Genomic DNA, 24758 nt, shown 5'->3' on the forward strand with positions numbered 1-24758 from the left:
AGCTGAAAGCCGGTCTTCCTCTGCAAAACATGCGTTTGATAATAAGGGACGTCTATAACTTATGGTGTTGATTGAGCGCTATATCATGGTTGAAATCCGCCGATTGGTGATGATCATCGTGGGTTTTCTGATTTTCATGTTTGCCAGTTATTCGGCCCAGCGCTATCTCACCGAGGCCGCCAACGGCACACTGGCGCTGCACATCGTATTCGACGTTGTCTGCTATAAAATATTGATTGCCCTGGAGATGCTGCTGCCGGTAGGCCTCTATGTTTCCGTCGCGGTGGCGCTGGGGCAGCTCTACAGCGATTCCGAAATCACCGCCATTCACGCCTCAGGTGCCAGCCCGTGGCGGCTGTACAAGGCGGTGTTGGTACTCGCCATTCCGCTGGCCCTGTTAGTCACCCTGCTGTCCCTGTATGGCAGACCCTGGGCGTACGGCAACATTTATCAGTTGGAACGCCAGTCGCAATCGGTGCTGGATGTCAGCCATCTGCAGGCGAACAAGTTTAACGTTAATGGCAGCGGCCGAATGATCATGGCCTCACGCATTGACCCGGCCTCAAACCACCTGACGGATGCATTGATTTATTCACGTTCGGCCAATAATACCAGCCTCTATCGGGCTCATTCCGTCGAGGTCATAGATCCTTCGCCTTCAAGCCCCTCCGTGATACTGAAAACGGGCACGGCCTATGTGCTGGAGCGCAAAGGTACCGACGACAACATGCAGAATTACAATAACTTCAAGATATCACTGAAGCCCTTTATCGAAAGCCTGGAAGTGAAGCGCAAATCAGCCTCGCTGGGGGAATTATCGCGCTCATCGGATCCCGCAGACCGGGCTGAATTACAATGGCGAGAAAGCCGCGGCGTCACCACTCTGTTGATGGTGTTATTGGCTATCCCCTTTAGCCGCATCAAACCCCGTCAGGGGCGTTATGCCACCTTGCTGCCCCTGACCGTGCTGTTTACCGCCATTTTTTATGGCGGGAATATCTGTCGGACATTGGTCGCTAACGGGACCCTCCCCACCACGCCGGGCGTCTGGCTGGTACCGATACTCATGCTGGCTGGGATGCTGATCCTGATTGCGCGCGATTTTTCCCTGCTGCGGAAACCCTTGCGATGAACATCTTCAGCCGTTATTTGATCCGTAATCTCTTTATCGGCTTTGCCGCCGCGGCCGGATTGTTAATCCCGTTGTTTACCACCTTCAATCTGATCAATGAACTCGAGGACGTCACCCCTAACGGCTACCATTGGAACCAGGCATTACTGGTGGTGTTGATGACATTGCCCCGAAGCCTGGTGGATCTGGGGCCTTTTATCGCGCTGCTTGGCGGTATCATCGGGCTGGGCCAAATGTCGAAAAGCCTGGAATTAACGGCAATCCGCACCGCCGGTTTTTCAATTTTCCGCATTGCTCTGGTAACGCTCTACGCTGGCCTGTTTATCAACCTGTCGTTAGGCGCACTCGATGAATGGGTCGCTTCCCCTCTGCAACAACGCGCATTGCAGCTTAAAGACGGCGCCCTGGCAAAAACCGGCAATGCCACGGATGCGGGTAACGCCCTGTGGGCCCGAAAGGGCAATGAATTTGTTACCGTGAAATCTCTGGACGAGCATAGCCAACCCGTCGGGATTGAGATATTCCGCTACCAAGACGACCTCACGCTGGAGTCCTATGTGTATGCGGAGACGGCCACCACGGCCGATAACGGACTGTGGACGCTGCATAAAGTTATGCAGAAAAAATGGGACAACAAAAAAGAGAGCGTACAAACCCAGGATACTTTGCTCTGGCAATCCCTTTTTGCCGGAATGAACCTCAAAGGGCTGACCTTGCCTGCCGACAGCTTCTCCATCAAACAGTTGAAACAGTACATCACCTACCTGCAAAGTTCGCAGCAACCCAGTACCGAGTACCGGATCGCGTTATGGCAAAAATTGGGCCGCCCCCTGTTGGTCCTGGCGATGATTTTATTGGCCATCCCCTTCACCTTCAGTATTCCTCGCGCACCCGGGCTAGGCAGCCGTTTAGCCGTAGGGGTGATCGTGGGGTTGCTGACCTACATTATCTACCAGATTATCCTCAACCTCGGGCTGCTGTTTTCGCTCAATGTTCCACTCACGACGCTGGCCCCACCGCTGTTGCTGCTGCTGATAGCTTTAGCCTTGGTTTACCGCTTCGATAAACACCACTAGGGCCTGTCCCTCAGCCCACCCTGAAGGTGGCGAGGGACAGGATTCAACCAAAGACAGAATCAGAATTGATACAGGGCATTCAGGTAAAAGCCTGCGCCGACGCTGTTATCGGTCAACGGGCTGCGGCGTGCCCCTGCGGTCAGGGCATAGAGCTTCATCCCGCCCTGTAACGCCAGGTGAGGCTGCAGTTGCCAGGTCAGACCGGTTTTGAGCGTCACATCCCGCATGCCCCCACCGGTGTGATACTCACGAAAATCGGTACGTGCCGCCTGTTCGCCTGTCACCCCGAAGTGAGCCATCATGTCGTCCTTATCACCCCAGGTGCCGTATAGCGCGGAGTCCAGCGTCAGCGCAGAAGACAGCGGCAATGCGCTGGAGGCCCCCGCTTCAAGATACGCCGTGTGCCCCAGATCCTCGCCACCGTATTCACGGCTGCGGGTCGCTTGCCAGCCGCGAACAAACAGTCGGCTGGCGGAGAGCCCCCAGTAGGCTTCCGCCCCCACCATCGCTGAGTTGTCCAGATCCCCCATCCCCTTCAGGTAGCTGTTGTGGCCCCCCAGGGTACGGATTTTTTCCTTGCGGCCAGGATCATAACCCACCAACAGCGCTACGCCGAACGTCGACAGGTTCGGCAGATCCCACCGCAGTCCTTCAGGAAATGCAGCCGTAAACGTGCCCCAGTTCTCCGTCGGCATCACGGCTTTCGCCACCAGTGAAGGGAAAACCGCGTAACGCGAGGAGCCTTCATACAGCGGGCTGACCACCACCCCGGCCCCCAACGCAAAGGTAGGGATCGCCTCGCTTGCAGCCGAATGTGGCGCAACAGAGGTACTGACCGCCTGCTCCACCGGCGCAGCTGCCTTTGCACACAGCGGTAGCGCAGCCATCAACCAAAAAGCATGGACCCGCTTTCTTTTGCTAATTGCCATAATGTCATTCTTCCTTAAATACTCGTCTGTTTCGCGGTCTGGTCGCCCTCTATTCCGGCAAGCGAAAATAAGCGCCGGACACGCCTCATCCGGTTATTGTTTTAAAAGTGGAAAATTAAAATCCGAGTTTACCCAACCCCATTAATAATGGTTTTCACCTTGCTAGCAGTTTCTTAAATAGCCCCCCTTATTCTCTGCCTGTAAATAGAAGCCAGCCCAAAAGCCACTAAACATGTGAAAGTGGCTTGCAAAACAATTCAATGATAAACAATTACTCAAGCTGTTAATTTAAAATCACAACTTAATTCACGCTACCAGTGGCACAATGATATTATTTTTAAATTAAGGTTTTTTATTCCACTCTCTGAGCAGTATTAATTATTTTTGGCGGCACGCAGGCTGACAAGCCTTTAGAGAGATCGTTATATTTCCCCTGTTAAAATCTGCCGCTCACCCCCAATATTGGCCCCTGCTGCACCACGTCATACACGAAGCCGTCATGACGATAGTCGACCCCCATCGCCCGGTAACCGGCCACCGCAGAGAAACCCGACATAAATTCCCACCCCACCAATCCTGCCACATCCCAGTCCAATCGGGACTGCCCACCCCCGGCCAATCCCCAGGCCGACAGCCAGACTGTCGGCGTCAGCGCATAGTGCCCGCGCAATCCCGCGACCGCATCTATCCAGGTCGCTCGATCGCTACCCGATATCCCGCCGGCATCTCCCCCCTGGAAAGTTAACCGGGTGCTGCTGTACCAGACCCTGGCACCGCCCGCGGCATCAAGGCGACCACCGCCTTTTTCCAGCAGGGTATATCCTCCGCCCAGGAACCCTGACACCGTCCTGTTATCCACCTTCAGGCGATCTGCCGGCGCGCCATCGGGTAAATCGTTACGAGTCGTGGTATCGATGTACATCAAGTCCACCAGCAGGCTGTAACGCCCTTTCCGCGCCACCCCCATGCCCATCACCGCCACATCGAGATCGCGGGCGATGTCGGAGAAATCGGTTTTCATAAACTGCGTTCCGGTCGACCGGTGGCCGATATCTCCCCGGATCCCTGCGGCCCATACATAAGGCGCGAATGTGAACTGCCATTCGTCCGCCGCCTGATAGCCCGCAGATAACGGTTGAACCGCCTCTGCCGGGAAGCTGATAACGCCAAAAGCTAATAACGCAGCGGGCAGGAAGCGTCCGGCAAACCTGTTTGATCGATTGTCACCGTTCATCATGACCATGGCCCTCTCAATGCATACTCAGGGAGAGCGCAACACGTTCAGCCGCGCAGGATTCGGTAGGTTTCAGGCTCGCCCTGGTTGCCTCCTGCACCTCGCGCTTCGCGGCAGCCAAATCTGCCATAAAAGCGGGATTGCCGTGCAGAACGGCTACCGTGGCGGCGCCCATGATGCGGCCCGCGTCCACGTCACTTTGCCAATGCGCATCACAAATCACACGGCTTTGGCCAAAGGCCAAACCGCGGGCCAACAGCTCTGTCGCCCGTGCCGGCTGGATTTCGGCCAATACCAATCCCCACGCCCAGCCTGCCGCCGAGTGCCCGGACGGCCAGGAACCGTCATTTTTCAACAGGGGCTCCATGTCCTTGCGGCAAGTTCCCTCGTTGTGCTGCACAAACGGGCGAGTACGGTTATAGGCATTCTTTCCGGCATAGGTTGAGCCACCGGCATCCGTCAATACGCGCTGCATCATAGAGTAGAGGTGCGGGGTATTTTTCTGGTTGATGTCAGTGCCCAGCGAGCACGAAAACGCCTGAGCCGGGGCCGGGAACGTCAATTCGGCATCCGTCGCGGCCAGCTTTTCACGAGCGCTGCCGCGTAAAGCCAATGCGGCCCGCCTGGCTTCTTCATCGCGTGCGAAAGCCGCAGAGTCCGGTTTTGGCGGTGCCCCCAGCAAGGCTAAATGCACCGGTAGGCTGGCGGGTTCCAGGTAGCCTGGCGCCAGCTTAAAATGGGGGTCGGTAATCACCGGGCCCGTGTCATTCGCCGCCGCAATGCCGGAATACAACAGACCGGCTAACGGCGCGATCAGATATAAGGGATGACATGATTTTTTCATTGTTGCCTCCAGATTCGGTTTATGCCGCAGGGGAATGGCACTCTCATTGCCTCGCAGTAATTCCCCCACCGTGTTATTCGGTTCAGGACGGAATTCTCTGCCGCGCCAAAACAGCCAAATCATGAATACTTGCCCCGGCCACGTTATAAATCCACCGCTACCGGGGGCGATTATTTTCGACCATGCAAGCTGGCCGCCTCGACTAAATAAAACGGATCACTGCGGCTGTGGGAAATGCCATTTACCGTTAAGAATTTCGTTACCAGGCTGATAAAGCCTGACGGTATAATTCCAGCCTGGCATTGTCGGCAAACAGTTGGCGATCTTGCCGTCGCAGCCCCCAAATTGGATCATAATCGAGCCATCATCACTTTTTTTAGCGGTGAGGTTATTTAACGAATAAGCATCATAGGGGTTCTTTTCAAAATAACCGGCGGCGTTATAAACGCTCACGGACCAGAAACTTTTAACCGGAACCTGCCCGACCTTGAGCCGATAAACGGTTTTCCCATCATTTTTCGGCATCACGCCGCCGAGATAGATGGCGTCCTTGCTCGGATTGCCGCCCCAGCCGGAAGCTGTGGCAATCAAATGCTGAATAGGATCAACCGAGCTCTTGGTACCAAAAGCCTGGTTATAGTTAGGGAGCGTAGCACCGAGTACCAATAGGGCATCGCGCATCTTTTTCTGACTCACCGGATCCCATTTCGGTACGACGAATTCCCCTGCCCGTGCCTGACTGACCTTGATGGCATCCTGCAGTACATGTACCTGCTCAAGGTCTTTGCGATCGGAGGGATCGACCAGCGTACGGATCGCGACAAAAACATAGCGAGTGCCGACCGCATCTTTGGTTAAAGTACGGCTGCCGGCGCCGTAAAAGACGGCGGGTACGTAGTGATCTTCATTGACCACCAGCATCGACATGAATCTTTTACCCGCTTCAGGCAAGCTGATGGTGACCGGGCCGGCATCAAGATCGAATACCGCACTCGAATAAAGCGTATCCCGATTCATGCGGATGACACTTTGCGCGTCGATGGCAACGGGTTCGCGACTATGCACAAACCGTCCCAGACCGCCCTCCTTCACCATATTGCCCATATAGAGATCGGACTCGGCACGGATAAAATTATCGACGCCCACCGGCATCACTTCGCCCGCGACGGATTGAGCGTTCGCACTTGCCAATGTTGCCAATGTGAGTGCGACCACGCTGGCCGTGGATAGATAAGTCATGTAACCCCCCTGATGGTATGAATTAATACAGTTTCCCAATGCCAATCCTTTCTTATTTTGCGATCTCTGAACACATCGCCAGCGACGCTAGGAATTGTCTTAGCGGACTGTATAAGAACGCCTCGAAAGAGACTTGCCATTTGACGCCAAAGATAAAGCCAGCAGGCATAAGGGAGGCAAAATACAGGGGAGATGGGCTTTATTGTTGCTGAGCGTTATCGATTGGGAGAAATTGCTGGTGACGCAAAGCACCCAGAGTCGGATGACCCCAGGAGGCATTAAAATGAGGGAGAAATCTTTGGCGTGTTTGTGGCTGCGAGGAAGTTGACGCTCACCCTTTCTTTGAGGCTGAGCGGTAAAACGACGGTGTGCTTCCGGTCCAGCGTTTAAAAGCGCGAGTAAAGTGCGCCTGATCGCTGTAACCGACCATATAGGCAATTTCCGTCGCCGAGTATTTGCCGCTGGCCATGAGCTGCAGAGCTTCGCAGCGACGGGTTTCATCACGCAGGGCTTCGAATTCGACACCGCAATACTTGAGACGACGCTGCAGGGTTCTCGGTGACAGCCTGATGCTTTTGGAAATAACGGTAAGTTTAGGCTGCTCCGGATCGGCGATCCGCTTGATTAACGCGCCTGCCGTTTCAACCGTCGTCCGCAAGGCTTCGGTAGTTTTCCAGGCCTCATCACGGATATTTTTCAGCGGGATCTCGAGCAAATCGCGGTCGAACTCAATCATGTTGTAGTTCGAATTCATCACCAGATTCGGCCCCAGGCACTCTTCAAGCGCGTCGTCCCCTCTTTCCCTCGAGGACTTGATGTGAACACGGATGGAAGAAGGCTCGCCGGACATCAGCGGAACTTTTCTGAGCACCGCCAAACTGCCGAGGATAAATTGCCGCGGATCGGCTTCATATTGCCCGGTGAATTGGTGGATGAGTTTCGTCGTACGGCCTTCGGTGACAATGTTTACTTCTCCCCCCTGATGCAGCATGGCCGCGTGGGTTGCCGCCAGCGCACAGGCCTGGGCGATATTCGTTGAGTTCATGATCATTTCGCCCCAAACGCCAAGCGAACGAATTTCGGTCAGGTGCCCCACATAGGCGCCACCAAAAGGATCCTGCGTGATGGCAGCCATTTCATTGGCAATACGAAAACAGGCCGATCGCGGGATCCAGATATCGGGGTTTTGGAAAATGTTTGGGGAAATGCCAAGGCGTTGAAAGAACTCCAACGACGATACCCCTCGCATGGCCAGATAAGGGGCCATCTGGAGAAAACTTCTCAGCTTGATGGAAGGCGTAATATTCGTCATCGGCGTTCGCACCTGTTATTAAGGCCTACGAAGAGAAACTGTTTGAGCGCACAGAGCAGCGTCGGAGCAAAAACATTGCCCAACCCAAGCTTCTGATCGCAGCGTTATGTACGACGGATAACCAATTTTGAGGAGTATATCTGACCTTGGAGAAAAAACTATATCTTCGCGTAACGCGTTTCATTCGTAGTCCCCCAGCTCCATTCCCCTCCCACGCAGAAGCCGCAATGCCGCTGTCTGTTTGAGCACAGCGGCACTCCATTAAGCCGCTCAATTCACCGGCAGCGCCAATACCTGATCGGTGGTTTTGATTTCGGCAAACACATCGGCTACCCCGGCCAGCGCGGCACGTTGCAGCACGGCGTGGTCGACAATTTGGTTGTCCCAGGTAGCCAGATCGCGGGTGGCGGTGGCATCTTCAGGAATAATCACCGTATACCCCAGCGGTACCGCGTCGCGCGCCGTTGATGAAACACACATATGGGTCATCAAACCGCCGATCACCAGCTGCTTGATACCGGCCTGCTTAAGTTGACGATCCAGATCGGTACCGACAAACGAGCTGGGAGTGGCTTTGGTAATAATACGATCGCCGCCAGAGGGTTGCAGGTCAGGATGGAATTCGGCGAACTTGCTCCCTTCGGCAAACAGAGGGCCATTCGCCGGGCCAAGATGACGCACAAAAAACACCGGCATCTTATGCTGATGGGCGAAACTGACTAAGCGCTGCGTATTTTTCAACGCCTTAACGCCGTCGGGGATCGGCATTTTGCCTATAAAATATTCATTTTGATAATCAATCACTAACAGCGCCGTGGCATTGGCTGATAAGGATTGCGTTGGCTGGGCACCACTCAGGGTACGAATGGTCGGTGCGGCTGGCGTGTCGGCGGAAAAAGCCAGGCTGGAAGCCACCATCGAGAGCGTCAATGCGCTGCAAGCCATCAGTTTTTTCATTCTCATTTATCCTTGTTAGAGCAGAAAACAGCAGGCAATATCCTGCCAGGGTCGGGATAAATTCTGTGGGTTTTGGGGGCGTGATAACAGATAGCGCAACACCCAAAAGCGATACCATCAGGCCAAATTTCCTGCCGGCGTTTAACCATCAAAGGAAGCCGTATGTCGCCACTTAAAGTGGGTATCGTGGTTTTTAACAATATCATCCCGTTTCACCTTTCGGTCCCCTGCGCGGTCTTTGAGAAGGCGTTAAACGGCAAAGGCGAACCGGCGTATCAATTATTGATTTGCGCCACCGAGCCTGGGCCATTGAAAACCAACGCCGGCTTCTCGATTATCGCGGAGTATGGGCTGGCGGCGCTGGCACAAGCCGATATGGTGATAGTACCGAGCTGGAGCGATCCCGAAGTCCTGCCACCGACACAGTTAATCGATGCCTTGCTCAGTGCCCATGCGCGCGGTGCTACTCTGGTCGGGTTGTGCATGGGGGCGTTTGTTCTGGCGGCAGCCGGGCTGCTCAATGGACGACCGGCAACCACCCATTGGCGGTGGATGTCGGACTTCCTGCAGCGCTATCCGCAGGTCTCCATAGACAAGAACGTGCTGTACGTGGATAACGACGATATCGTCACTTCGGCAGGAACCGCCGCCAGCATCGACTGCTGCCTGCATCTGGTACGCAAGCGTTGTGGCGCAGAGACAGCCAATGCGGTAGCCCGGCAGTTGGTGGTGCCGCCGCATCGACAAGGGGGCCAGGCGCAGTTTATCGAGCAGCCGGTGTATAACACCGCCGGAGGGGACAGATTTATGCAAACGCTGAATTGGGCGACAGAAAATCTGCAGCAGCCGCTGACGCTGGACCAACTGGCGGAAAGAGCCTGCATGAGCCGCCGCAGCTTTACCCGCCGTTTTCAGCAAACCACCGGCACCAGCGTGATGCAGTGGCTGTTGAACCAACGACTGGCGATGGCACAGCGCTTCCTGGAGAAAACTGACCAGCCGGTTGAACGCATCGCACAGGCTGCAGGTTTCGCCACTGCGCTGTCAATGCGCAGGCATTTTCAACGGCAGTTCAAAACGTCCCCGTCCTTATATCGCAAAGAGTTTCGGGTGACGGATCATTAAGAATAACGGCAGCGGTGTTTTTTTATTGCGTGAGGACGGGTGAGGCGTGGATCACAGACAAAATCATCTGTAAGTGATTGAATAATGGCGGAGAGAGGGGGATTTGAACCCCCGGTAGAGTTGCCCCTACTCCAGTTTTCGAGACTGGTCCGTTCAGCCGCTCCGGCATCTCTCCTTCAAGTGCTTGCTATCATGCCCCTTTTTGCGGCATTTTTACAGAGTTAGCCTCCAGCCGAATGTTCAAGTGACGATTTTACGAGCAACGCGATGATTAAATGGCCGTGGAAAACGCAACAACCGCAGGCGGAAACGCTTGCCCAGTGGCAAGACGCGCTGGCAATCCCTCTGCTTTCTCCTTTGGATGAGCAGGAACAACAGCGGCTGATTGCCGTTGCCGGGCAGATTTTACAGCAAAAAAGCATCGTCCCCTTGCAGGGGCTGCAGTTGACGTCACAGATGCAGGCACGCATCGCCCTGCTGTTCGCCCTGCCGGTGCTTGAGCTGGGTGCCGAATGCCTCGACGGTTTCAATGAGATCCTGCTCTACCCAACGCCCTTTGTGGTAGAGGACGAATGGCAGGACGACTTCGGCCTGGTGCACTCCGGGCCGGTGGTGCAGTCCGGTCAAAGCTGGGAACAGGGGCCGATCGTGCTTAACTGGCAGGACGTGCAGGACTCGTTCGATCTTTCCGGCTTTAACCTGGTGATCCACGAAGCCGTCCACAAGCTGGATATGCGCAACGGCGGCAGCGCCACCGGTGTGCCCCCTCTTCCGCTGCGCGACATTGCCGCCTGGGAACATGACTTGCACGCAGCAATGGAAAATCTGCAGGACGAGATCGACATGGTGGGTGAAGAAGCCGCCAGCATGGACGCTTACGCCGCCACCGATCCAGCCGAGTGCTTCGCCGTACTGTCGGAGTATTTTTTCAGCGCACCCGAGCTGTTGGCCAACCGCTTTCCAGCGCTGTACCAACATTTCACCCGCTTCTATAAGCAGGATCCGCTGGCGCGTTTACAACGGCTTCAGGCCGATACCGGTACGGAACTGCCTTAAGTCGGCCGCATTGCTCAGATGCTGAGCAGTCACACCGAATCGGCGAATTTAGCGTTGACACACTCCAGGTGGCTGGATATGATGCGCCCCGTTCAGACAATTCCTCTGTAGTTCAGTCGGTAGAACGGCGGACTGTTAATCCGTATGTCACTGGTTCGAGTCCAGTCAGAGGAGCCATATTAGAGAAGCCCGCTTAAGGAAACTTAAGCGGGCTTTTTGCTGTTCGGGATTACTGAATCTTTGACAGAATCCGATGTTATCCATAACGATGCCGCGTTAACGGTGTTCAGTGCTTTCGGCCAGGAAGCACTATAGCTTTTCTGAGGCTCACACAGAGTTGAAGAGTGGCGCAAGCTCTGCCCACCGATGACTATGGGCATCCAGACACTTTGTAGATCTCAGCAATCACCTGCATCGTTGCGTCTTCGAGTAGGCCTTCATTACGGCATAAAAACCAGCCGTGGTTTGCAATTTCTCTCTCGAACGCATGGGTACAAGCAACATGCTCTTCCAGCTTATGAATCACCGTACTGCTTAGCCCACGCGGCCGAGCCGCGGCCCTCGCCCATGAGATCTCAGGCGCAGTAACAACCCCGACATGCAGGTCTGGCGTTCGCACGTTTCGTTCAATGTTGAGCTGTAAAATCTCGGCAAATGGAAGCATCCGACGAAACGCGGCATCCGAGGGATACCAGCGATCCATCAAGATAATGCTGTCCGGTGGCTGTTTAGTCAGCACATGCCGGGAAATCCATGCACGGCTATCCGCAAAGCGCGCACAGACCTCCAGTTCCAAATCCAGAGTGGGATTTCTGGCGAGTTTGTTAACAAGGGCCATGGTTTCCGCCCTGTAGGGATCGCTTTTTTTCTCACAAAGTCGGATCACCTTCTTGTTGTCTGCCCTTAGTCTTTTCGTAATGGCTTCCAACAGTGTGGTTTTACCGGCGCCCTTGGGCCCATCCAGAGCAACAAACAGCTGACGACTCATTCTGCAAATGACGATTGATATACGGTTTTTGTAAAGCTTGAATCTGGCAAAAACATCTTACTTCCTTGGTATGAATAGCTGCCCTCCCTCTTGGTTCGTCGGGGCACCTGGCGCGTCAGCGCGAATCGGATCGAGGGATTCTATCAACAGACACCGATGAACATTCCGGCAATGGCGCTAACTCACCCGTTTAAAAACCCAGAATTACGGCCGTGCATGGTCATAGCCCATAGGTTGTGACCTGCGCAAGGTAGTTTAAGGGATCCGCTGACAAAACGGAAAGCATCCCCCGCCAAGCCTGTTTTTAAAGCAGACGGACGTTGATGTGCAATTTGAGGGGAAGCAGGCGTTCTGTGTTTTGAGGCTCATTGCGCCAACGGGGCTCTCTGTGACTATTCAATGCGGCCTTATGTTGCGAAGGATATGTTACTCAATTTCTGATGCATGAAATCAATGAGCGCTCTTGTTTTAGCGGGTAAGTAACGCCGATCTGAATAAAGTGCGAACAATTGCAATGGGGCTGCCGATTGTTCAAAATCAATCTCGATTAACCGTCCATCGTTGATGTAGGGTTGGCATGCTTGTTTCGATAGAATGGCAAAGCCGACACCTGATATCGCCGCTCGTCCTGCCATCTCTCCGCTGTTTACCCGATAATGGCTTTTGACCTTAATAGTCTCGAATCCCCCCTTGTTATTAACAAACTGCCAGGGAGCACCTTTCAGTGCACTTACCGTTGTAATACAGGGTAATTCTTCAAATTGCTGTATACGCGAAGGGGTGCCATAACGCTCAATGACGGAGGGGGCTGCAACGATGCTGCAAGGGATAGTCACCAGATGACGGGCTATATAGTCACTGTCGTCCATCTGACCACGGCTGACAATGATAGCTAAATCCAGATCATCTCGCAGGGATTCAAAACCGGACAAATTTGTAACGCAGCTGATCTCCAGATCCGGGTACAGACAGGCGAAATCGGCAACAACAGAACCCAGCAATGCAGGACCTATTTCATTGGGAATACAGATGCGTAATGGACCCTTGAGTTGCATTTGCCGCAAGGTTAATTCTGTCTCAGTTTGCTCAAGCGCCTCCAGTAATGGCTTCGCTCGGGTATAGAGCAAGTGCCCCGCCTGGGTGAGTTTCATATGTCGGGTGCTGCGCTCAATGAGCTGAAGATTCAGTTTTTCTTCTAACTGAGAAATACAACGACTCACATTGGATGTCGGCATTTCAAGGACTTTCGCTGCCCCAACAAAACTTTCTCTTTCAACCACAGCAATGAACACTTTGAGGGTATTAAAATCAAGAGCCGACCGCATTAATTATCCCATATATGATAATAATAAATGCCATTTTTACCATCTAATGAGCACTATTGATAGCAGTTAAACTCGGATATCTTTCATCTATAGGTCGCTTGCTATGCTACTGCTCTCAAAGCCATTGAATCATAAAACCCTCATACGGATAGCTATTGTAATGGCTTTTATCCAGTTCACTAATGCGCTGGAATATATGATGTTCAACCCTGTTTTTGCTTTTATGGCAGCAGATTTCTCAGTTCCTGTATCATTCTCAGGCTATGTATCTGGTATGTACACATCAGGGGCAGTCCTGTCGGGAATTATCGCCTTTTACTGGATTGGTGGTTTCAATAAGAAACGTTTTTTAATCGCCAATATGGCACTACTCGGCCTGCTGACACTTTTGACTACATTCACCTCCAATTTTAGTCTTCTGCTTACATTACGATTCTGTGCAGGATTGGTTGGAGGTACGACTATGGGTGTGGGTATCAGTATATTGATAAATCACGCACCGACTAACTTGCGCGGAAAAATGTTGGCAACGGTGATTGCGTCATTTTCGATGGTAAGCATTGTAGGAATGCCCACTATATTATTTTTGTGCACTCATTATGGTTGGCATGTCGCTTTGTGGTTAATCAGCACACTGTGTTTTTTGGCATTACCACTGATTGTCTCCATCATCCCTAAAGACCCAGTCTATTTCGACACACACCACGCGCTGCCTCTCGATGCGGATACTTTACTGTTTGCTTCCAGTAATGCGCTGGTACAGTTTAGTCCAATGCTGGTCATTCCCATTCTGGTACCATTAATGACACAGCAATTGGGCGCTTCTCAAGACCTGTTGCCTTGGCTGTTCTTCGGCGGAGGTGTTACAGGGTACCTGTCTACAAAAATGACAGGCGCGTTAACCTCCCGTGTTTCTACTTTGATTCTGGCTACAGGGTCAACCATCGTCTTTATACTGAGCTTGCTAATACCCATCCTTGGCTATCCGCATGCGGCGCTATTTATCACTTTGTTTCTCGGCGCATCTTACAGTCGCCTGGTTTCATCTTCGGCGGTTACGATTCAGTTTCCTGATGACGGGCATCGAGCGGGATTCTCTTCATTACAGACATCAATAATGTATCTGATTACAACTGTCGCATTTTTCCTGTCCGCTTTTCTATTACCTGATCAAGGCATGACGCCACAAAATATAAACACGTTGCTGGCGATATGTGCAATTTCCGCATCAGGGCTCCCAATTATCGTTATCATTCTGCAAAAGAAACTGGCTAAACGCACGCTCCAACCTGATCATTGATTAGCATAATGTCCGCTGTTGGCACGCGGCAGACAAACACGTGACGCTGAAGGTCTGGTGAGAGCGAGGAGCGGACATTGAGATGATCATTATGTGGTTAACCACGCATATCGAAGCCGGATTTTTGAAAATCTCGATATAGCTCCGGGTTGGTGAAAACTGGGAATTTTGCATTTTGGGCCGCTGATTTTACCGCCTCGCAATATGCTTTATCGCCGTTACTAGTTGATATGTTTGAAGCCGAGCCATCCTGTTCAAATTCTATATGCAACCGGCATTTCCTTCCCTTCCACTTTTCTGGCTCAACAAGTTTGGCATTAACTGCAGCCCTGATTGCACGCGCTTGCGCGCCCCATTCATCCTGATCATCCCAGCGGCCAGAACTGCAACTTCCCGTCGCCGTAGTCTTATGGCAGCCGGAAGGATGTAACGGCACGCACCCCGTAGCAAGGCTGCCCACAACTACCAGCATAACGATTTTATTTACTGTTTCAGACGCTCCCACTTATTGCTCCAAATTCACCTAAATATCAATAGAACAGGAATATTATTCAGACATTCCTGGCACCTTTTCAACCAGTATTTATCTATATCAACTGGATGTTTCAAATGCGTCTTCTGAGCATGTAGAGGGGGCTAATAAGCTGTGATTGTTCCCTAATGATTAGTACAACCGGTTTTTACCTCCGCCCAGGTACCAAACGGTCTGGCCCGAGGGACATGGCGTCTGCTATGAGCGAGAGCAGACATTCGGCTCTCTGCCATATCCCATGACAAAGAGCACGCCAGAAATAAATGGATTATGCTAGTACGCTTTACTGCTTTGACGGGATGTGACAAATGTCATCGCGACCGCCCCCAGAAGTAAAAAACCACTCAAACCAAAAGTACTTCGCCATCCCAGACTGTCGAATATCAGACCTCCAGCCGTTGAACCAAGCGCAATCGAGAACTGGATCACCGCAACCATGAGACCACCACCCGCCTCTGCATCTTCGGGCAACGCCCGTGCAATCCACGTCCACCATCCCGTTGGCGCAGCCGTCGCCAGCAGCCCCCACAGGCTTAGCAAAATGGCAACAGCCCAGATGCTGTGTCCAACCAACAGTAACGTGCCGGCAGTCGCTGCCATAAGCAGGGGGATCATGATTAAGGTCTGATAAAACCTGGCGTTCAGGAACGTCGATACAAACATTGTACCGACAAAACCTGCTACGCCTATTGCGAGCAAAATCAGAGAGAGCCCGGAAGGACCTACGCGGGCTACGGTCTCAAGAAAGGGACGCACGTAGGTAAATAAGGCAAATTGTCCCATGAAAAACAGTCCGCAGGCCATCAGTCCCGTTGGTACGATAGAAACTCTGAACAGACGAAGCACAGATCTCTGTGGCTTTTGTTTTTTATCGATATCCATCATAGGTAGGCTGACCCATAGCCATATGAACGCGGCCATCGCAAGGGGGACGAGGCACAAAAAGGCCCCACGCCAACCGACGGTCGTCCCCAGGTAGCTACCAAGTGGGGCAGCCACAACGGTAGCCAGCGCGTTGCCGCCGTTAAAAATCGCCAGCGCGCGGGTAACCTGGTGCTGCGGCACGAGCCGAATGGCAGTTGCAGCCGACATTGACCAGAATCCACCGATGACGACGCCAATCAGAGCCCTCCCCAGCATATAAACCGGATAGTTAGGCGCCATGGCGATAACTATTCCCGATATGGCCATTAAGACCGTCAGCCCCAGCAGAAGATATTTTCGATTCAGATCTCCGGCAACATGGGAGATAGTCAGGCTGGTCAGTACCGCCAGCGCGCCAGATATGGCAATTCCTTGCCCTGCCAGCCCTTCAGTAATGTGTAAATCACTGGCAATGAGCGTAAGCAGACTGACCGGCATAAACTCGGAAGCGATCAGCACAAACACGCAAAGCGTCATGGCAAATACGCCCCCCCAGTATGCATCTGTTTTATTGGGTGATTTTTTCAGACTTACTATGGACATTATCAGCATCTCTTTATATCGCCCCGGCGAGATACAGCCGCAGCCGGGACAGACGTTATTCAGAGAATAACGACAAAAACGTGGTTAAGAATGAAGTGCGGGCGATGAACAGTCGCCTGCAAATATCAGACGGCTTCAGGCCATTATCTTAAGTTTGTTTTGAAAAAGTGCTCAAATTTAGCAAACGGGATCTTACCCGCAACGTTGTCGTACAGATCGACGTGGTTTGCCCCAGGGACAATCACTAACTCTTTCTCTTTGCTGCCGATCGCCTTAAAGGCATCTTCAGCAAAATAGCGTGAATGGGCTTTTTCGCCGGTCACGATGAGTGTAGGGATAGTGACTTCATTCGCATAACTCAGCAGCGGCATACTCATAAATGACAGCGGCATGGTTGCATTCCAGGCACCGGTTGAGTTGACCGAACGCGGATGAAAACCGCGAGGCATGCGATAATAATCGAAGAACTCTTTCAGAACAGGATTGGGATTGGCGGGTAACGTTTCCGGCAAAATACGATCCGACGCACTGACGTTGCCCTTCTCATCCACATAGATATCATGCCCGCCGGGCGCGAAAGCACCATTTTCCGCATCCTTCCAGCGCTGGGCGTTCAGGTATTGCAGAACGGCACGGCGATCGGCGGTGGTATAACGGTCTTTGCCATCGCCCACGCCATGCCCCATCGCGCGGCTCATGTCATACATCACGCTGGTCGCCACCGCTTTGACGCGGGTATCCATCACGGCGTCGTTTAAGGCCATGCCGCCCCAGCCGCAAATACCTAGCAGCCCGATACGATGGCGATCCACCTCATTTTGCAGGCCTAAGAAATCAACCGCCGCGCTGAAATCCTCGGTGTTGATATCGGGAGACGCGACATTGCGCGGGTAGCCACCGCTCTCGCCCGTATAAGAAGGGTCGAACGCCAGGGTAACAAACCCCTGTTCCGCCAGCGTCTGCGCATACAGGCCGCTGGACTGCTCTTTCACCGCACCGAAGGGGCCGCTGACGGCAATAGCCGACAGCTTACGTTCGCCACGATCCTTCGGAATGTAGAGATCTCCGACCAAGGTGATCCCGTAGCGGTTCTGAAAGGTCACTTTACGGTGATCAACTTTCGTGCTTTCAGCAAAGGTTTTATCCCATTTAACGATCAGCGAAACAGGCGCGTTAGGATTAGTTGTATCGGCATAACTCATATTTGTGACTCCACTTAATGATGCGCATAGCAGCATGGCGGGTATCGCGGCTGTCAGTTTTTTGGTGAAAGCAGTCATCAAAATCCCCTCATAAAACGTAATAGATACAGGTGTCATACGGACAGCGCTGCTGTGCTTTGCTGCTAATGCGCACATTATAGTTAGCAGTAATAGTGCTGATTAGGGGGTGAAAAATGCTAAGATTAATACCATTTTGTTCTAAATATTAACGCCGGTAGCGAGGGAGGGATGATGGCTAAACGGGGAAACTATAACGATTTATACCTGTTCATGCAGGTGGTGCGGGAAGGGAGTTTTACCGCCGCGGCACAACGCCTTGGCCTGGCACAATCAGGAATCAGCCGCTCTGTACGCGAACTTGAAGAACGACTGGGCGTTCAACTTCTGGTGCGCACCACGCGCAGATTATCGCTTACCCATGCCGGTGAACAACTCTACCGGACCCTTGAGTCAGGATTCGATGCTTTAGATATGGGACTCGCCACGCTGGCCAATTATCGCCAGTCCCTATCAGGTACGGTACGCATCAATGCCAGTCAGCACGCGATTGATAAGGTGCTCCTGCCGAAGCTTGCGATATTTAAGCAGCACTACCCCGACATCCGACTGGAACTCATTAGTGAAAGCCGGTTTGTCGATATTATCGCTGAGCGATTCGATGCCGGTGTACGTCTGGGGCCAGAAGTTGGGAGTGGCATGATTGCTGTTCGTATTTCCCCTGACATGGAGATGACCATTGTCGGTACGCCAGATCACTTTCGTCGCTATGGCTTTCCGCAAGTCCCCGCAGATTTAGTTGTTCATCCCTGTATAGCTTATCAGTTCGGCGACGGCAGCCTGTACGCATGGGAACTTAATCAGGGCGGCAAAAAAATCACGCATCGGCCGCAGGGTCAATGGGCGTTTTCTGACAGCTATATGGAAGCCAAAGCCGCCAGGCTGAGCTTGGGGCTGGCTTATGTCCCGGAAGAGTTAGTGTCAGACGATTTAGAACAGGGTTCACTCATCAGAGTTTTACAACGCTACAGTCAGCGACTGGAGGGCTCATTTCTCTATTATCCGCACCGCAATGTGTCGCCCGCTCTGCGAGCAGTTATCGATACGTTGAGAATTTAAGGGATGAAGATAAGGTTACACGCAGGCTGGGGTAAGAGTTGGAAAACAGCACCCGCTCCTGGCACCGAGCAGACTGTCAGAGCCCTTTGAATACGATCCCACTCCGCGCAAACTTTTTGAGGCTCGTTCTAGCTACCCTTCGCATGCAGAGAACATTGTAGAACGATCGACAGATGACAAGCCCGAATGGGTAACGGATTTGTGTCAGGCACCGCGAATGGTGCCGCGCCAGACGAAATCGGCATGATACAGCCGGGTTTCACCCGGTATCTCCTGGCCCAGCGTCGGCATCGTATTTTCTTCCTTCTGCTCTTCCGCCATCAGCCAGGAAACCGCATCCTGAGCAAATAACGCCACCGGCTGGGTAAAGGTGGTGAGGTTATAAGAGGACCACGCCGCCTGCGGAATATCGTCGTAGCCCGCGACGCATAGATCTTGCGGAATACGTAGCCCAAAACGATGGCGCGCCTCGTCCATAAAACCGCAGGCCAGCAAATCGGTGACGCAGAATACCGCATCAGGGCGTTCACGCCGGGTCAGCAAGCGGTGCGCCAGGATCTGGCCGCTCTCATAAGAGGTGGTGCCAAAACGCTCGACGCTCACCTCCAGCCCCGCAGCTTCCGCCGCCTGCAGAAAACCGCGCTCACGCGCCATCAGGCTTGGTGTACCGGCCAATGAGTTGGCGAATGCAATGCGTCGGCAGCCCGCACGGGCAAACGCCATCACCACCCTGCCGGCCGCCTCTTCGTTATCCAGCCGGATGCTGAGCGAGCCGGGCAAGGTATCGTTACGGTTGATCAGCACCAGCCGCTGGCCGTGTTTGTGACACAGGCGGGCGATGCCGCTGTCCGGCATGCCGGAGAGTACAAAAGAAGCATCTGCGCGGAAGTTAATCGCCTGCTGCAATGCCTGGGACACGCTGTCATCGGAGCGATCGGTGTTAATCAACATGGCGATTTTTCCCGCATCCTGCAGATGCTGGGTCAGTAATCGCACCAGGCTGGCCCGATAAGGCGTCGCCAGCTCCGAAACGATCAGGCAGACAATGCCACTGCGGTTGCGCACCAGTCCCCGCGCCAAATGATTAACGTGATAACCCAGCTCTTCGGCCGCTCGCATCACCCTTTCGCGGGTTGTCGCCGACACGCTTGCGCCGGGCGTATAAGTCCGCGAGACCGCCGAACGGGAGACCCCGGCCAGTTCCGCTACGTCTTTCGCACTGATCATCGCCTTGTCCATCGCCATCTTCACTTCCATCCGTTACGCGCCCTGAGAAAAGTTTGCCGCATTTTGCAAAGCTGTGCAAATTTTTAGCGGTCAATTTGTTTCATTTTTGTGACGAGTAGGTTGAATTGTTTCATCACGCGATTGACAGCGCAATTTTTATCCTCTAGTTATTTGCACACACGTGCAAAAAGAATAGGCGACAACGTATCGCCACCCTACACAACCAAGGAGAACACCATGCAACGCGTTACTCTGATGGCGGTCCTCGCCGCCGGCACAGCACTCTCTGCCCTGCCAGCTCAGGCTGCCGGGAAACTGAATATGATCTGCTCCGCCGACGTGGTGGTCTGTGAGCAAATGACCAATCTGTTTGAGAAACAGCACCCGGATATCAAAGTCAGTATGGTGCGCCTCTCCGCCGGGGAAGCCTATGCACGTATTCGTACCGAAGCCCGCAACCCGCGCACCGATATTTGGTGGGCAGGCACTGGCGATCCGCATATGCAGGCCGCCGACGAGGGGTTAACCCAGCCTTACCAGTCACCGCTGCTGGATCAGCAGCACGACTGGGCGCGCAAACAGGCCGAAAGTGCCGGCTACCGTACCGTTGGCGTCTACGCCGGGGCACTGGGCTGGGGCTACAACACCAAACTGCTGGCAGAGAAAAAACTCAAGGTGCCCGCCTGCTGGAGCGATCTGCTGGATCCGGCTTACAAAGGCGAAATCCAAATGGCCAACCCAAACTCTTCCGGCACCGCGTACAACACCCTCGCCACGCTGGTGCAAATCATGGGGGAAGAACCGGCCTTCGACTACCTGAAAAAGCTTAACGCCAACATCTCGCAGTACACCAAATCCGGCTCGGCACCGGTGAAAGCGGCGGCACGCGGCGAAACCACCGTCGGCATCGTCTTTATGCACGATGCCGTCGCGATGCAGGTCGATGGCTTCCCGATCAAGGCGGTTGCACCTTGCGAAGGGACCGGGTTTGAAATTGGCTCCATGTCGATCGTGAAAGGCGCGCGCAACCTCAAGGAAGCCAAGGTGTGGTACGACTGGGCGCTCAGCGCTGACGCCCAATCGCACATGAAAGACGCCAAATCCTTCCAGTTGCCGTCAAATCGCAACGCGGCAATTTCCGAATACGCACCGCGCTTCGAAAACATCAAGCTGATCGACTACGACTTTAAAACCTACGGTGCGACAGAAAAACGCAAGGCCCTGCTCAGCCGTTGGGATAAAGAGATCGGCGCCAGCGCCCAGTAATTCAAGCCCTTCCCTCCCGCATGCGATGCGCTCTGTAATAAACCGGGCGAGGTCACGCTCGCCCATGCAGGGCGCGGTGAAGGACATATGAACTCTCGAGGTTAAGATGAATGCTCAAAACCGCCGCCTTGACGGGGCCCTCGTGCTGGGCGCACTGGCACTGTTGTTGCTGCCCTGGTACAGCCAGGAAGCCGGGTTCTTCGACTTTGGCTGGCTAACTACGCTGTGGCAGGATCAGGCGAGTGCACCCGCTCTGTGGCAAATACTGACGTTTCAACGCCCCTGGCTGGCGATTGCCCTGCTGATGCTGCTGGTTTGCGCACTGGCTCGCCTGCTGAAAATTGGCCGTTTTCGCTCGCAGTTGCTGATCGCTGCCAGCCTGGTCGGCGTGGTGTTTCTGCTGTTTGAAGGCCATGCCATTGGTTATAGCGGCTGGAACTGGCAGTGGAGCGAACACCTGTTCGGCGCACTCAGCGACGGCCAGCCCGCTTTTGGCGCCGGCGCTATTTTACTGATCACCACATTTTTGCTGCTGTTCTCTTTCGCGCTGGCCGAACGCGGCGTGCTGAAGGGAGATGCCTTTGTGGTCGCCGCCATTGTGCTGCTGGTCGCGCTGGTCACCACTTTCGTGCTTTACCCGGTGCTGAGCATGTTTGTCGCCTCGGTGCAGGACGTGGACGGATCGTTCAAGCCCGACGGCCTGATCGCTAATATGCAGGATCCGGCCATTTGGAGCCTGAGCTGCCTGAAGGGCGGCAGCTGCGGTACCGCCTGGCGCACCCTGACGTTGGCGCTGATGACCGCCAGCGGATCCACGCTGCTCGGCCTGGCTTTTGCCCTGGCTGCCACTCGCACGCCACTGCCGTTCAAAAAAGGGCTGCGCATGTTGACGGTGCTGCCGATCATTACGCCGCCGTTCGTGATCGGCCTGGCGTTGATGCTGCTGTTTGGCCGTGCCGGGGTGGTGACCGAGCTGCTCGCCGGGGTGTTCGGCATTGAACCCGGCCGCTGGCTTTATGGCCTGACCGGTATCTGGATTGCTCAGGTGCTCTCCTTTACCCCGATTGCCTTTCTGGTGTTGATTGGCGTGGTGGAAGGCGTCAGCCCCTCGCTGGAAGAAGCTTCGCAAACGCTGCGCGCCAACCGCTGGCGCACTTTCCGCTACGTTTCCCTGCCGCTGATGGCGCCCGGGTTGGCCAACGCCTTCCTGATCAGCTTTATCGAAAGCATGGCGGACTTCGGTAACCCGATGGTGCTGGGCGGCAGCCACGGCGTGCTGTCGACCGAAATCTTCTTCTCGGTGGTCGGCGCGCAAAACGATCCGAGCCGCGCCGCCGTGCTGGCGATTATCCTGCTGTGCTTTACCCTCAGCGCCTTTATTTTGCAGCGCCTGTGGTTGGCAGGGAAAAGCTTCGCCACCGTTACCGGCAAAGGGGATTCCGGCACCCACTGTGGATTGCCGCGGGGCTTGCGCTACGGCGTGTACGCGTTGGTGATCCCCTGGGGCCTGTTCACGCTGGTTATCTACGGCATGATCCTGATCGGCGGCTTCGTGCAGTCATGGGGACTCGACAGCAGCCTGACGCTGGGCCATTACGCTCGCGCCTTCGGTTTCCACTGGAACAGCGGCCAGATCGTCTGGACCGGCGTCGCCTGGAACTCGTTCTGGACCACGTTGGAAATCGCGCTGATCGCCGCCCCGCTCACGGCCATCGTCGGCTTGCTCACCGCCTGGCTGATCGTGCGGCAGAAGTTTGCCGGCCGCCAGACCTTCGAGTTTATGTTGATGCTCAGCTTTGCCATCCCCGGCACGGTGATCGGCGTCAGTTACATCATGGCCTACAACCTGCCGCCGCTGGAAATCACCGGCACCGCCCTGATCCTGGTCGCCTGCTTTGTGTTCCGCAATATGCCGGTCGGCGTTCGGGGTGGGATCGCCGCCATGAGTCAGTTGGATCGCAGCCTGGATGAAGCCTCGCTGACCCTGCGCGCCAGCAGTTTCCGCACCCTGCGCAAAGTGATCCTGCCGCTGTTGAAACCGGCCATCAGCGCGGCACTGGTTTACGCCTTTGTGCGCGCGATCACCTCCATCAGCGCGGTGATTTTCCTGGTCAGCGCCCAGTACAACATGGCCACCTCCTACATCGTCGGGCTGGTCGAAAACGGGGAATACGGCGTGGCCATCGCCTACTCCTCCGTGCTTATCGTGGTGATGCTGGCGGTGATCCTCACTTTCCAACTGCTGGTGGGCGAACGTCGCCTGCGCCGTGCCATCCGTATTACCACACCGCCGGTGACGCCACCACCGGCCTTACATCAGGAGAATGCCGTATGACTGCCATTCGTTCCGGCTCGGTGGTGTTTGAGAACGTCACCAAACAGTTTGCCGATTTCACCGCCTTGCCCGGGCTTTCACTCACCGTCGAGCCCGGCACGCTGGTGACGCTGCTTGGCCCTTCCGGCTGCGGCAAGACCACTACCCTGCGCCTGCTGGCCGGTCTGGAACACCCGACCTCAGGCCGTATTCTGATTGGCGGCAAGGAGGTCACGCATCTGCCCGCCAACGAGCGCGACGTCGCGATGGTGTTTCAATCCTACGCGCTGTTCCCGCACATGAACTCGCTGGATAACGTGATGTACGGCCTGCTCGCCAGCGGCCTGTCGCGCAAAGAGGCACAGGATCGGGCACGTGAAGGGCTGAAATTGGTCGGTCTGGAAAGCATGGGCCAACGCCTGCCCTCTGAGCTCTCCGGCGGCCAGCAACAGCGCATCGCCGTGGCGCGTGCCCTGGTGCTGGAACCGCAGGTGCTGCTGCTCGACGAACCCTTATCCAACCTTGACGAACGGCTGCGTCGCCGCGTCCGCACCGAGATCCGCGATTTGCAGCAGCGCCTCGGCTTCACGGCGGTCTATGTGACCCACGATCAGGAAGAAGCCCTGGCGGTCTCCGATAAGATTATCGTCATGAAAGAAGGGCATATTGCCCAACAGGGCGCGCCGCAGGAGCTTTACCATTCGCCGGCGTCGGTGTTTATCGCCGACTTTATGGGCGAGGCCAATATCCTGCCCTGTGACATACAACAAGTGGTCGGCGGCGAAGCGCTGATCACCCTCGGCAGCCGCCAGTACCGGGTACCGGGTGGCAAGGCGCGTCCCGGCGCAGCGCAACTGTCGGTACGCCCGCAGTTTATCACCCTACTGCCGGAGCAAAGCGGCGCCTTGAACGGCGAAGTCACCCATAGCACCTGGCTTGGGGACCATATCGAATATGAAGTAAAAACCGATCTCGGCGCGCTGTTTATTGTCGATGTGCAGATGGAACGCCAATTGGCACCGACCACCCGTGTGGCCATTGACTTCAAAACTCAGGGTCTGGCACTGATTGCCCAGTGATCCTAACAACGTTAAGG

21 protein-coding genes and 2 tRNA genes are annotated in these 24758 nt (G+C 54.5%); 10 read left to right on the forward strand and 13 right to left on the reverse strand.

Going from position 1 to position 24758, the window contains the following annotated elements:
* Window positions 1-61: 61 nt before the first annotated feature.
* The gene (gene lptF / locus AC1RKC_RS09610; RefSeq protein ID WP_493092328.1) at window positions 62-1132 is read left to right on the forward strand and encodes an LPS export ABC transporter permease LptF; all 1071 of its coding nucleotides are present in this window, start codon (window positions 62-64) and stop codon (window positions 1130-1132) included.
* A complete protein-coding gene (gene lptG, locus AC1RKC_RS09615; protein ID WP_128865326.1) occupies window positions 1129-2208 on the forward strand; it encodes an LPS export ABC transporter permease LptG in 1080 nt (359 codons plus the stop codon). Before lptF ends, lptG begins: the two co-directional genes overlap by 4 nt.
* A 59-nt stretch (window positions 2209-2267) precedes the next feature.
* Here the strand turns inward: lptG and AC1RKC_RS09620 are convergent, their stop codons facing one another.
* From AC1RKC_RS09620 to AC1RKC_RS09645, 6 genes are all read right to left on the reverse strand, one after another.
* Window positions 2268-3137 (reverse strand): MipA/OmpV family protein, encoded by an 870-nt coding sequence (locus AC1RKC_RS09620; RefSeq protein WP_020827642.1) that lies wholly within the window; start codon window positions 3135-3137, stop codon window positions 2268-2270.
* Window positions 3138-3573: 436 nt separating this feature from the next.
* Window positions 3574-4380 carry a hypothetical protein gene (locus AC1RKC_RS09625; RefSeq protein WP_493092327.1) on the reverse strand — a complete coding sequence of 269 codons (807 nt, stop codon included), beginning with the start codon at window positions 4378-4380 and terminating at the stop codon, window positions 3574-3576.
* 7 nt (window positions 4381-4387) lie between these two features.
* Window positions 4388-5215 (reverse strand): acid phosphatase, encoded by an 828-nt coding sequence (locus tag AC1RKC_RS09630; RefSeq protein ID WP_493092326.1) that lies wholly within the window; start codon window positions 5213-5215, stop codon window positions 4388-4390.
* Window positions 5216-5431: 216 nt separating this feature from the next.
* Complete coding sequence (locus AC1RKC_RS09635; RefSeq protein ID WP_115058534.1) at window positions 5432-6454, reverse strand: DUF1254 domain-containing protein; 1023 nt, start codon at window positions 6452-6454, stop codon at window positions 5432-5434.
* Between the two features lie 331 nt (window positions 6455-6785).
* Window positions 6786-7766, reverse strand: a complete 981-nt coding sequence (locus tag AC1RKC_RS09640) for an AraC family transcriptional regulator (protein ID WP_041414736.1) — start codon at window positions 7764-7766, stop codon at window positions 6786-6788.
* A 270-nt stretch (window positions 7767-8036) separates the two neighbouring features.
* Complete coding sequence (locus AC1RKC_RS09645) at window positions 8037-8723, reverse strand: cysteine hydrolase family protein (RefSeq protein ID WP_046373177.1); 687 nt, start codon at window positions 8721-8723, stop codon at window positions 8037-8039.
* A gap of 162 nt (window positions 8724-8885) precedes the next feature.
* Between AC1RKC_RS09645 and AC1RKC_RS09650 the strand changes: the two genes are divergently transcribed.
* Window positions 8886-9848, forward strand: a complete 963-nt coding sequence (locus AC1RKC_RS09650) for a GlxA family transcriptional regulator (protein ID WP_046373176.1) — start codon at window positions 8886-8888, stop codon at window positions 9846-9848.
* A gap of 85 nt (window positions 9849-9933) precedes the next feature.
* On the opposite strand, the gene AC1RKC_RS09655 is transcribed toward AC1RKC_RS09650, so the two are convergent.
* Window positions 9934-10023: transfer RNA gene (locus tag AC1RKC_RS09655), tRNA-Ser, on the reverse strand.
* A 92-nt stretch (window positions 10024-10115) separates the two neighbouring features.
* Between AC1RKC_RS09655 and mtfA the strand changes: the two genes are divergently transcribed.
* Both mtfA and AC1RKC_RS09665 read left to right on the forward strand, forming a co-directional pair.
* On the forward strand, window positions 10116-10904 hold the full coding sequence (mtfA, locus tag AC1RKC_RS09660; RefSeq protein WP_046373175.1) for a DgsA anti-repressor MtfA: 789 nt from the start codon (window positions 10116-10118) through the stop codon (window positions 10902-10904).
* A gap of 101 nt (window positions 10905-11005) precedes the next feature.
* Window positions 11006-11081, forward strand: a tRNA-Asn gene (locus AC1RKC_RS09665).
* 193 nt (window positions 11082-11274) lie between these two features.
* Here the strand turns inward: AC1RKC_RS09665 and AC1RKC_RS09670 are convergent.
* Window positions 11275-11892, reverse strand: a complete 618-nt coding sequence (locus AC1RKC_RS09670) for a dTMP kinase (RefSeq protein WP_261157236.1) — start codon at window positions 11890-11892, stop codon at window positions 11275-11277.
* A gap of 407 nt (window positions 11893-12299) precedes the next feature.
* Window positions 12300-13217 (reverse strand): LysR family transcriptional regulator, encoded by a 918-nt coding sequence (locus tag AC1RKC_RS09675; protein WP_020827651.1) that lies wholly within the window; start codon window positions 13215-13217, stop codon window positions 12300-12302.
* 103 nt (window positions 13218-13320) lie between these two features.
* On the opposite strand from AC1RKC_RS09675, the gene AC1RKC_RS09680 reads away from it, so the two are divergent.
* Window positions 13321-14517, forward strand: coding sequence for an MFS transporter (locus tag AC1RKC_RS09680; protein WP_493092325.1), 1197 nt, complete (start codon window positions 13321-13323; stop codon window positions 14515-14517).
* A gap of 97 nt (window positions 14518-14614) precedes the next feature.
* Here AC1RKC_RS09680 and AC1RKC_RS09685 read toward each other — a convergent pair whose 3' ends face one another.
* The 3 genes from AC1RKC_RS09685 to AC1RKC_RS09695 all read right to left on the reverse strand — a co-directional run bounded on the left by AC1RKC_RS09685 (window position 14615) and on the right by AC1RKC_RS09695 (window position 17796).
* On the reverse strand, window positions 14615-14989 hold the full coding sequence (locus AC1RKC_RS09685; RefSeq protein ID WP_071888909.1) for a cell envelope integrity TolA C-terminal domain-containing protein: 375 nt from the start codon (window positions 14987-14989) through the stop codon (window positions 14615-14617).
* A 333-nt stretch (window positions 14990-15322) separates the two neighbouring features.
* Complete coding sequence (locus AC1RKC_RS09690; RefSeq protein ID WP_041415494.1) at window positions 15323-16516, reverse strand: MFS transporter; 1194 nt, start codon at window positions 16514-16516, stop codon at window positions 15323-15325.
* Between the two features lie 143 nt (window positions 16517-16659).
* A complete protein-coding gene (locus AC1RKC_RS09695) occupies window positions 16660-17796 on the reverse strand; it encodes an alpha/beta hydrolase (protein ID WP_201896241.1) in 1137 nt (378 codons plus the stop codon).
* A 174-nt stretch (window positions 17797-17970) separates the two neighbouring features.
* Between AC1RKC_RS09695 and AC1RKC_RS09700 the strand changes: the two genes are divergently transcribed.
* Window positions 17971-18855 carry a LysR family transcriptional regulator gene (locus tag AC1RKC_RS09700; protein ID WP_020827655.1) on the forward strand — a complete coding sequence of 295 codons (885 nt, stop codon included), beginning with the start codon at window positions 17971-17973 and terminating at the stop codon, window positions 18853-18855.
* Window positions 18856-19059: 204 nt separating this feature from the next.
* On the opposite strand, the gene AC1RKC_RS09705 is transcribed toward AC1RKC_RS09700, so the two are convergent.
* A complete protein-coding gene (locus tag AC1RKC_RS09705; protein ID WP_081667707.1) occupies window positions 19060-20112 on the reverse strand; it encodes a LacI family DNA-binding transcriptional regulator in 1053 nt (350 codons plus the stop codon).
* A 207-nt stretch (window positions 20113-20319) separates the two neighbouring features.
* Here AC1RKC_RS09705 and AC1RKC_RS09710 point away from each other — a divergent pair, with 207 nt between their 5' ends.
* The 3 genes from AC1RKC_RS09710 to AC1RKC_RS09720 all read left to right on the forward strand — a co-directional run bounded on the left by AC1RKC_RS09710 (window position 20320) and on the right by AC1RKC_RS09720 (window position 24741).
* A complete protein-coding gene (locus AC1RKC_RS09710; RefSeq protein WP_020827657.1) occupies window positions 20320-21348 on the forward strand; it encodes an ABC transporter substrate-binding protein in 1029 nt (342 codons plus the stop codon).
* 106 nt (window positions 21349-21454) lie between these two features.
* Window positions 21455-23683: an ABC transporter permease gene (locus AC1RKC_RS09715; protein WP_020827658.1), complete on the forward strand. Its 2229-nt coding sequence runs from the start codon at window positions 21455-21457 to the stop codon at window positions 23681-23683.
* A complete protein-coding gene (locus AC1RKC_RS09720; protein WP_122079807.1) occupies window positions 23680-24741 on the forward strand; it encodes an ABC transporter ATP-binding protein in 1062 nt (353 codons plus the stop codon). Before AC1RKC_RS09715 ends, AC1RKC_RS09720 begins: the two co-directional genes overlap by 4 nt.
* Window positions 24742-24758 lie beyond the last annotated feature (17 nt).

It is taken from the genome of Serratia sp. GW822-FHT06E05, assembly GCF_058799445.1.

Excerpts from the sequence above, each read along its gene's own strand:
- mtfA (WP_046373175.1), top strand. The coding sequence starts at position 10,116 with ATGATTAAATGGCCGTGGAAAACGCAACAACCGCAGGCGGAAACGCTT.
- AC1RKC_RS09680 (WP_493092325.1), top strand. The coding sequence starts at position 13,321 with ATGCTACTGCTCTCAAAGCCATTGAATCATAAAACCCTCATACGGATA.
- lptG (WP_128865326.1), top strand. The coding sequence starts at position 1,129 with ATGAACATCTTCAGCCGTTATTTGATCCGTAATCTCTTTATCGGCTTT.
- lptF (WP_493092328.1), top strand. The coding sequence starts at position 62 with ATGGTGTTGATTGAGCGCTATATCATGGTTGAAATCCGCCGATTGGTG.
- AC1RKC_RS09645 (WP_046373177.1), bottom strand. The coding sequence starts at position 8,723 with ATGAAAAAACTGATGGCTTGCAGCGCATTGACGCTCTCGATGGTGGCT.
- AC1RKC_RS09620 (WP_020827642.1), bottom strand. The coding sequence starts at position 3,137 with ATGGCAATTAGCAAAAGAAAGCGGGTCCATGCTTTTTGGTTGATGGCT.
- AC1RKC_RS09625 (WP_493092327.1), bottom strand. The coding sequence starts at position 4,380 with ATGGTCATGATGAACGGTGACAATCGATCAAACAGGTTTGCCGGACGC.
- AC1RKC_RS09720 (WP_122079807.1), top strand. The coding sequence starts at position 23,680 with ATGACTGCCATTCGTTCCGGCTCGGTGGTGTTTGAGAACGTCACCAAA.
- AC1RKC_RS09715 (WP_020827658.1), top strand. The coding sequence starts at position 21,455 with ATGAATGCTCAAAACCGCCGCCTTGACGGGGCCCTCGTGCTGGGCGCA.
- AC1RKC_RS09695 (WP_201896241.1), bottom strand. The coding sequence starts at position 17,796 with ATGACTGCTTTCACCAAAAAACTGACAGCCGCGATACCCGCCATGCTG.
- AC1RKC_RS09650 (WP_046373176.1), top strand. The coding sequence starts at position 8,886 with ATGTCGCCACTTAAAGTGGGTATCGTGGTTTTTAACAATATCATCCCG.
- AC1RKC_RS09640 (WP_041414736.1), bottom strand. The coding sequence starts at position 7,766 with ATGACGAATATTACGCCTTCCATCAAGCTGAGAAGTTTTCTCCAGATG.
- AC1RKC_RS09670 (WP_261157236.1), bottom strand. The coding sequence starts at position 11,892 with ATGAGTCGTCAGCTGTTTGTTGCTCTGGATGGGCCCAAGGGCGCCGGT.
- AC1RKC_RS09675 (WP_020827651.1), bottom strand. The coding sequence starts at position 13,217 with ATGCGGTCGGCTCTTGATTTTAATACCCTCAAAGTGTTCATTGCTGTG.
- AC1RKC_RS09635 (WP_115058534.1), bottom strand. The coding sequence starts at position 6,454 with ATGACTTATCTATCCACGGCCAGCGTGGTCGCACTCACATTGGCAACA.
- AC1RKC_RS09685 (WP_071888909.1), bottom strand. The coding sequence starts at position 14,989 with ATGCTGGTAGTTGTGGGCAGCCTTGCTACGGGGTGCGTGCCGTTACAT.
- AC1RKC_RS09690 (WP_041415494.1), bottom strand. The coding sequence starts at position 16,516 with ATGTCCATAGTAAGTCTGAAAAAATCACCCAATAAAACAGATGCATAC.
- AC1RKC_RS09630 (WP_493092326.1), bottom strand. The coding sequence starts at position 5,215 with ATGAAAAAATCATGTCATCCCTTATATCTGATCGCGCCGTTAGCCGGT.
- AC1RKC_RS09700 (WP_020827655.1), top strand. The coding sequence starts at position 17,971 with ATGGCTAAACGGGGAAACTATAACGATTTATACCTGTTCATGCAGGTG.
- AC1RKC_RS09705 (WP_081667707.1), bottom strand. The coding sequence starts at position 20,112 with ATGGAAGTGAAGATGGCGATGGACAAGGCGATGATCAGTGCGAAAGAC.
- AC1RKC_RS09710 (WP_020827657.1), top strand. The coding sequence starts at position 20,320 with ATGCAACGCGTTACTCTGATGGCGGTCCTCGCCGCCGGCACAGCACTC.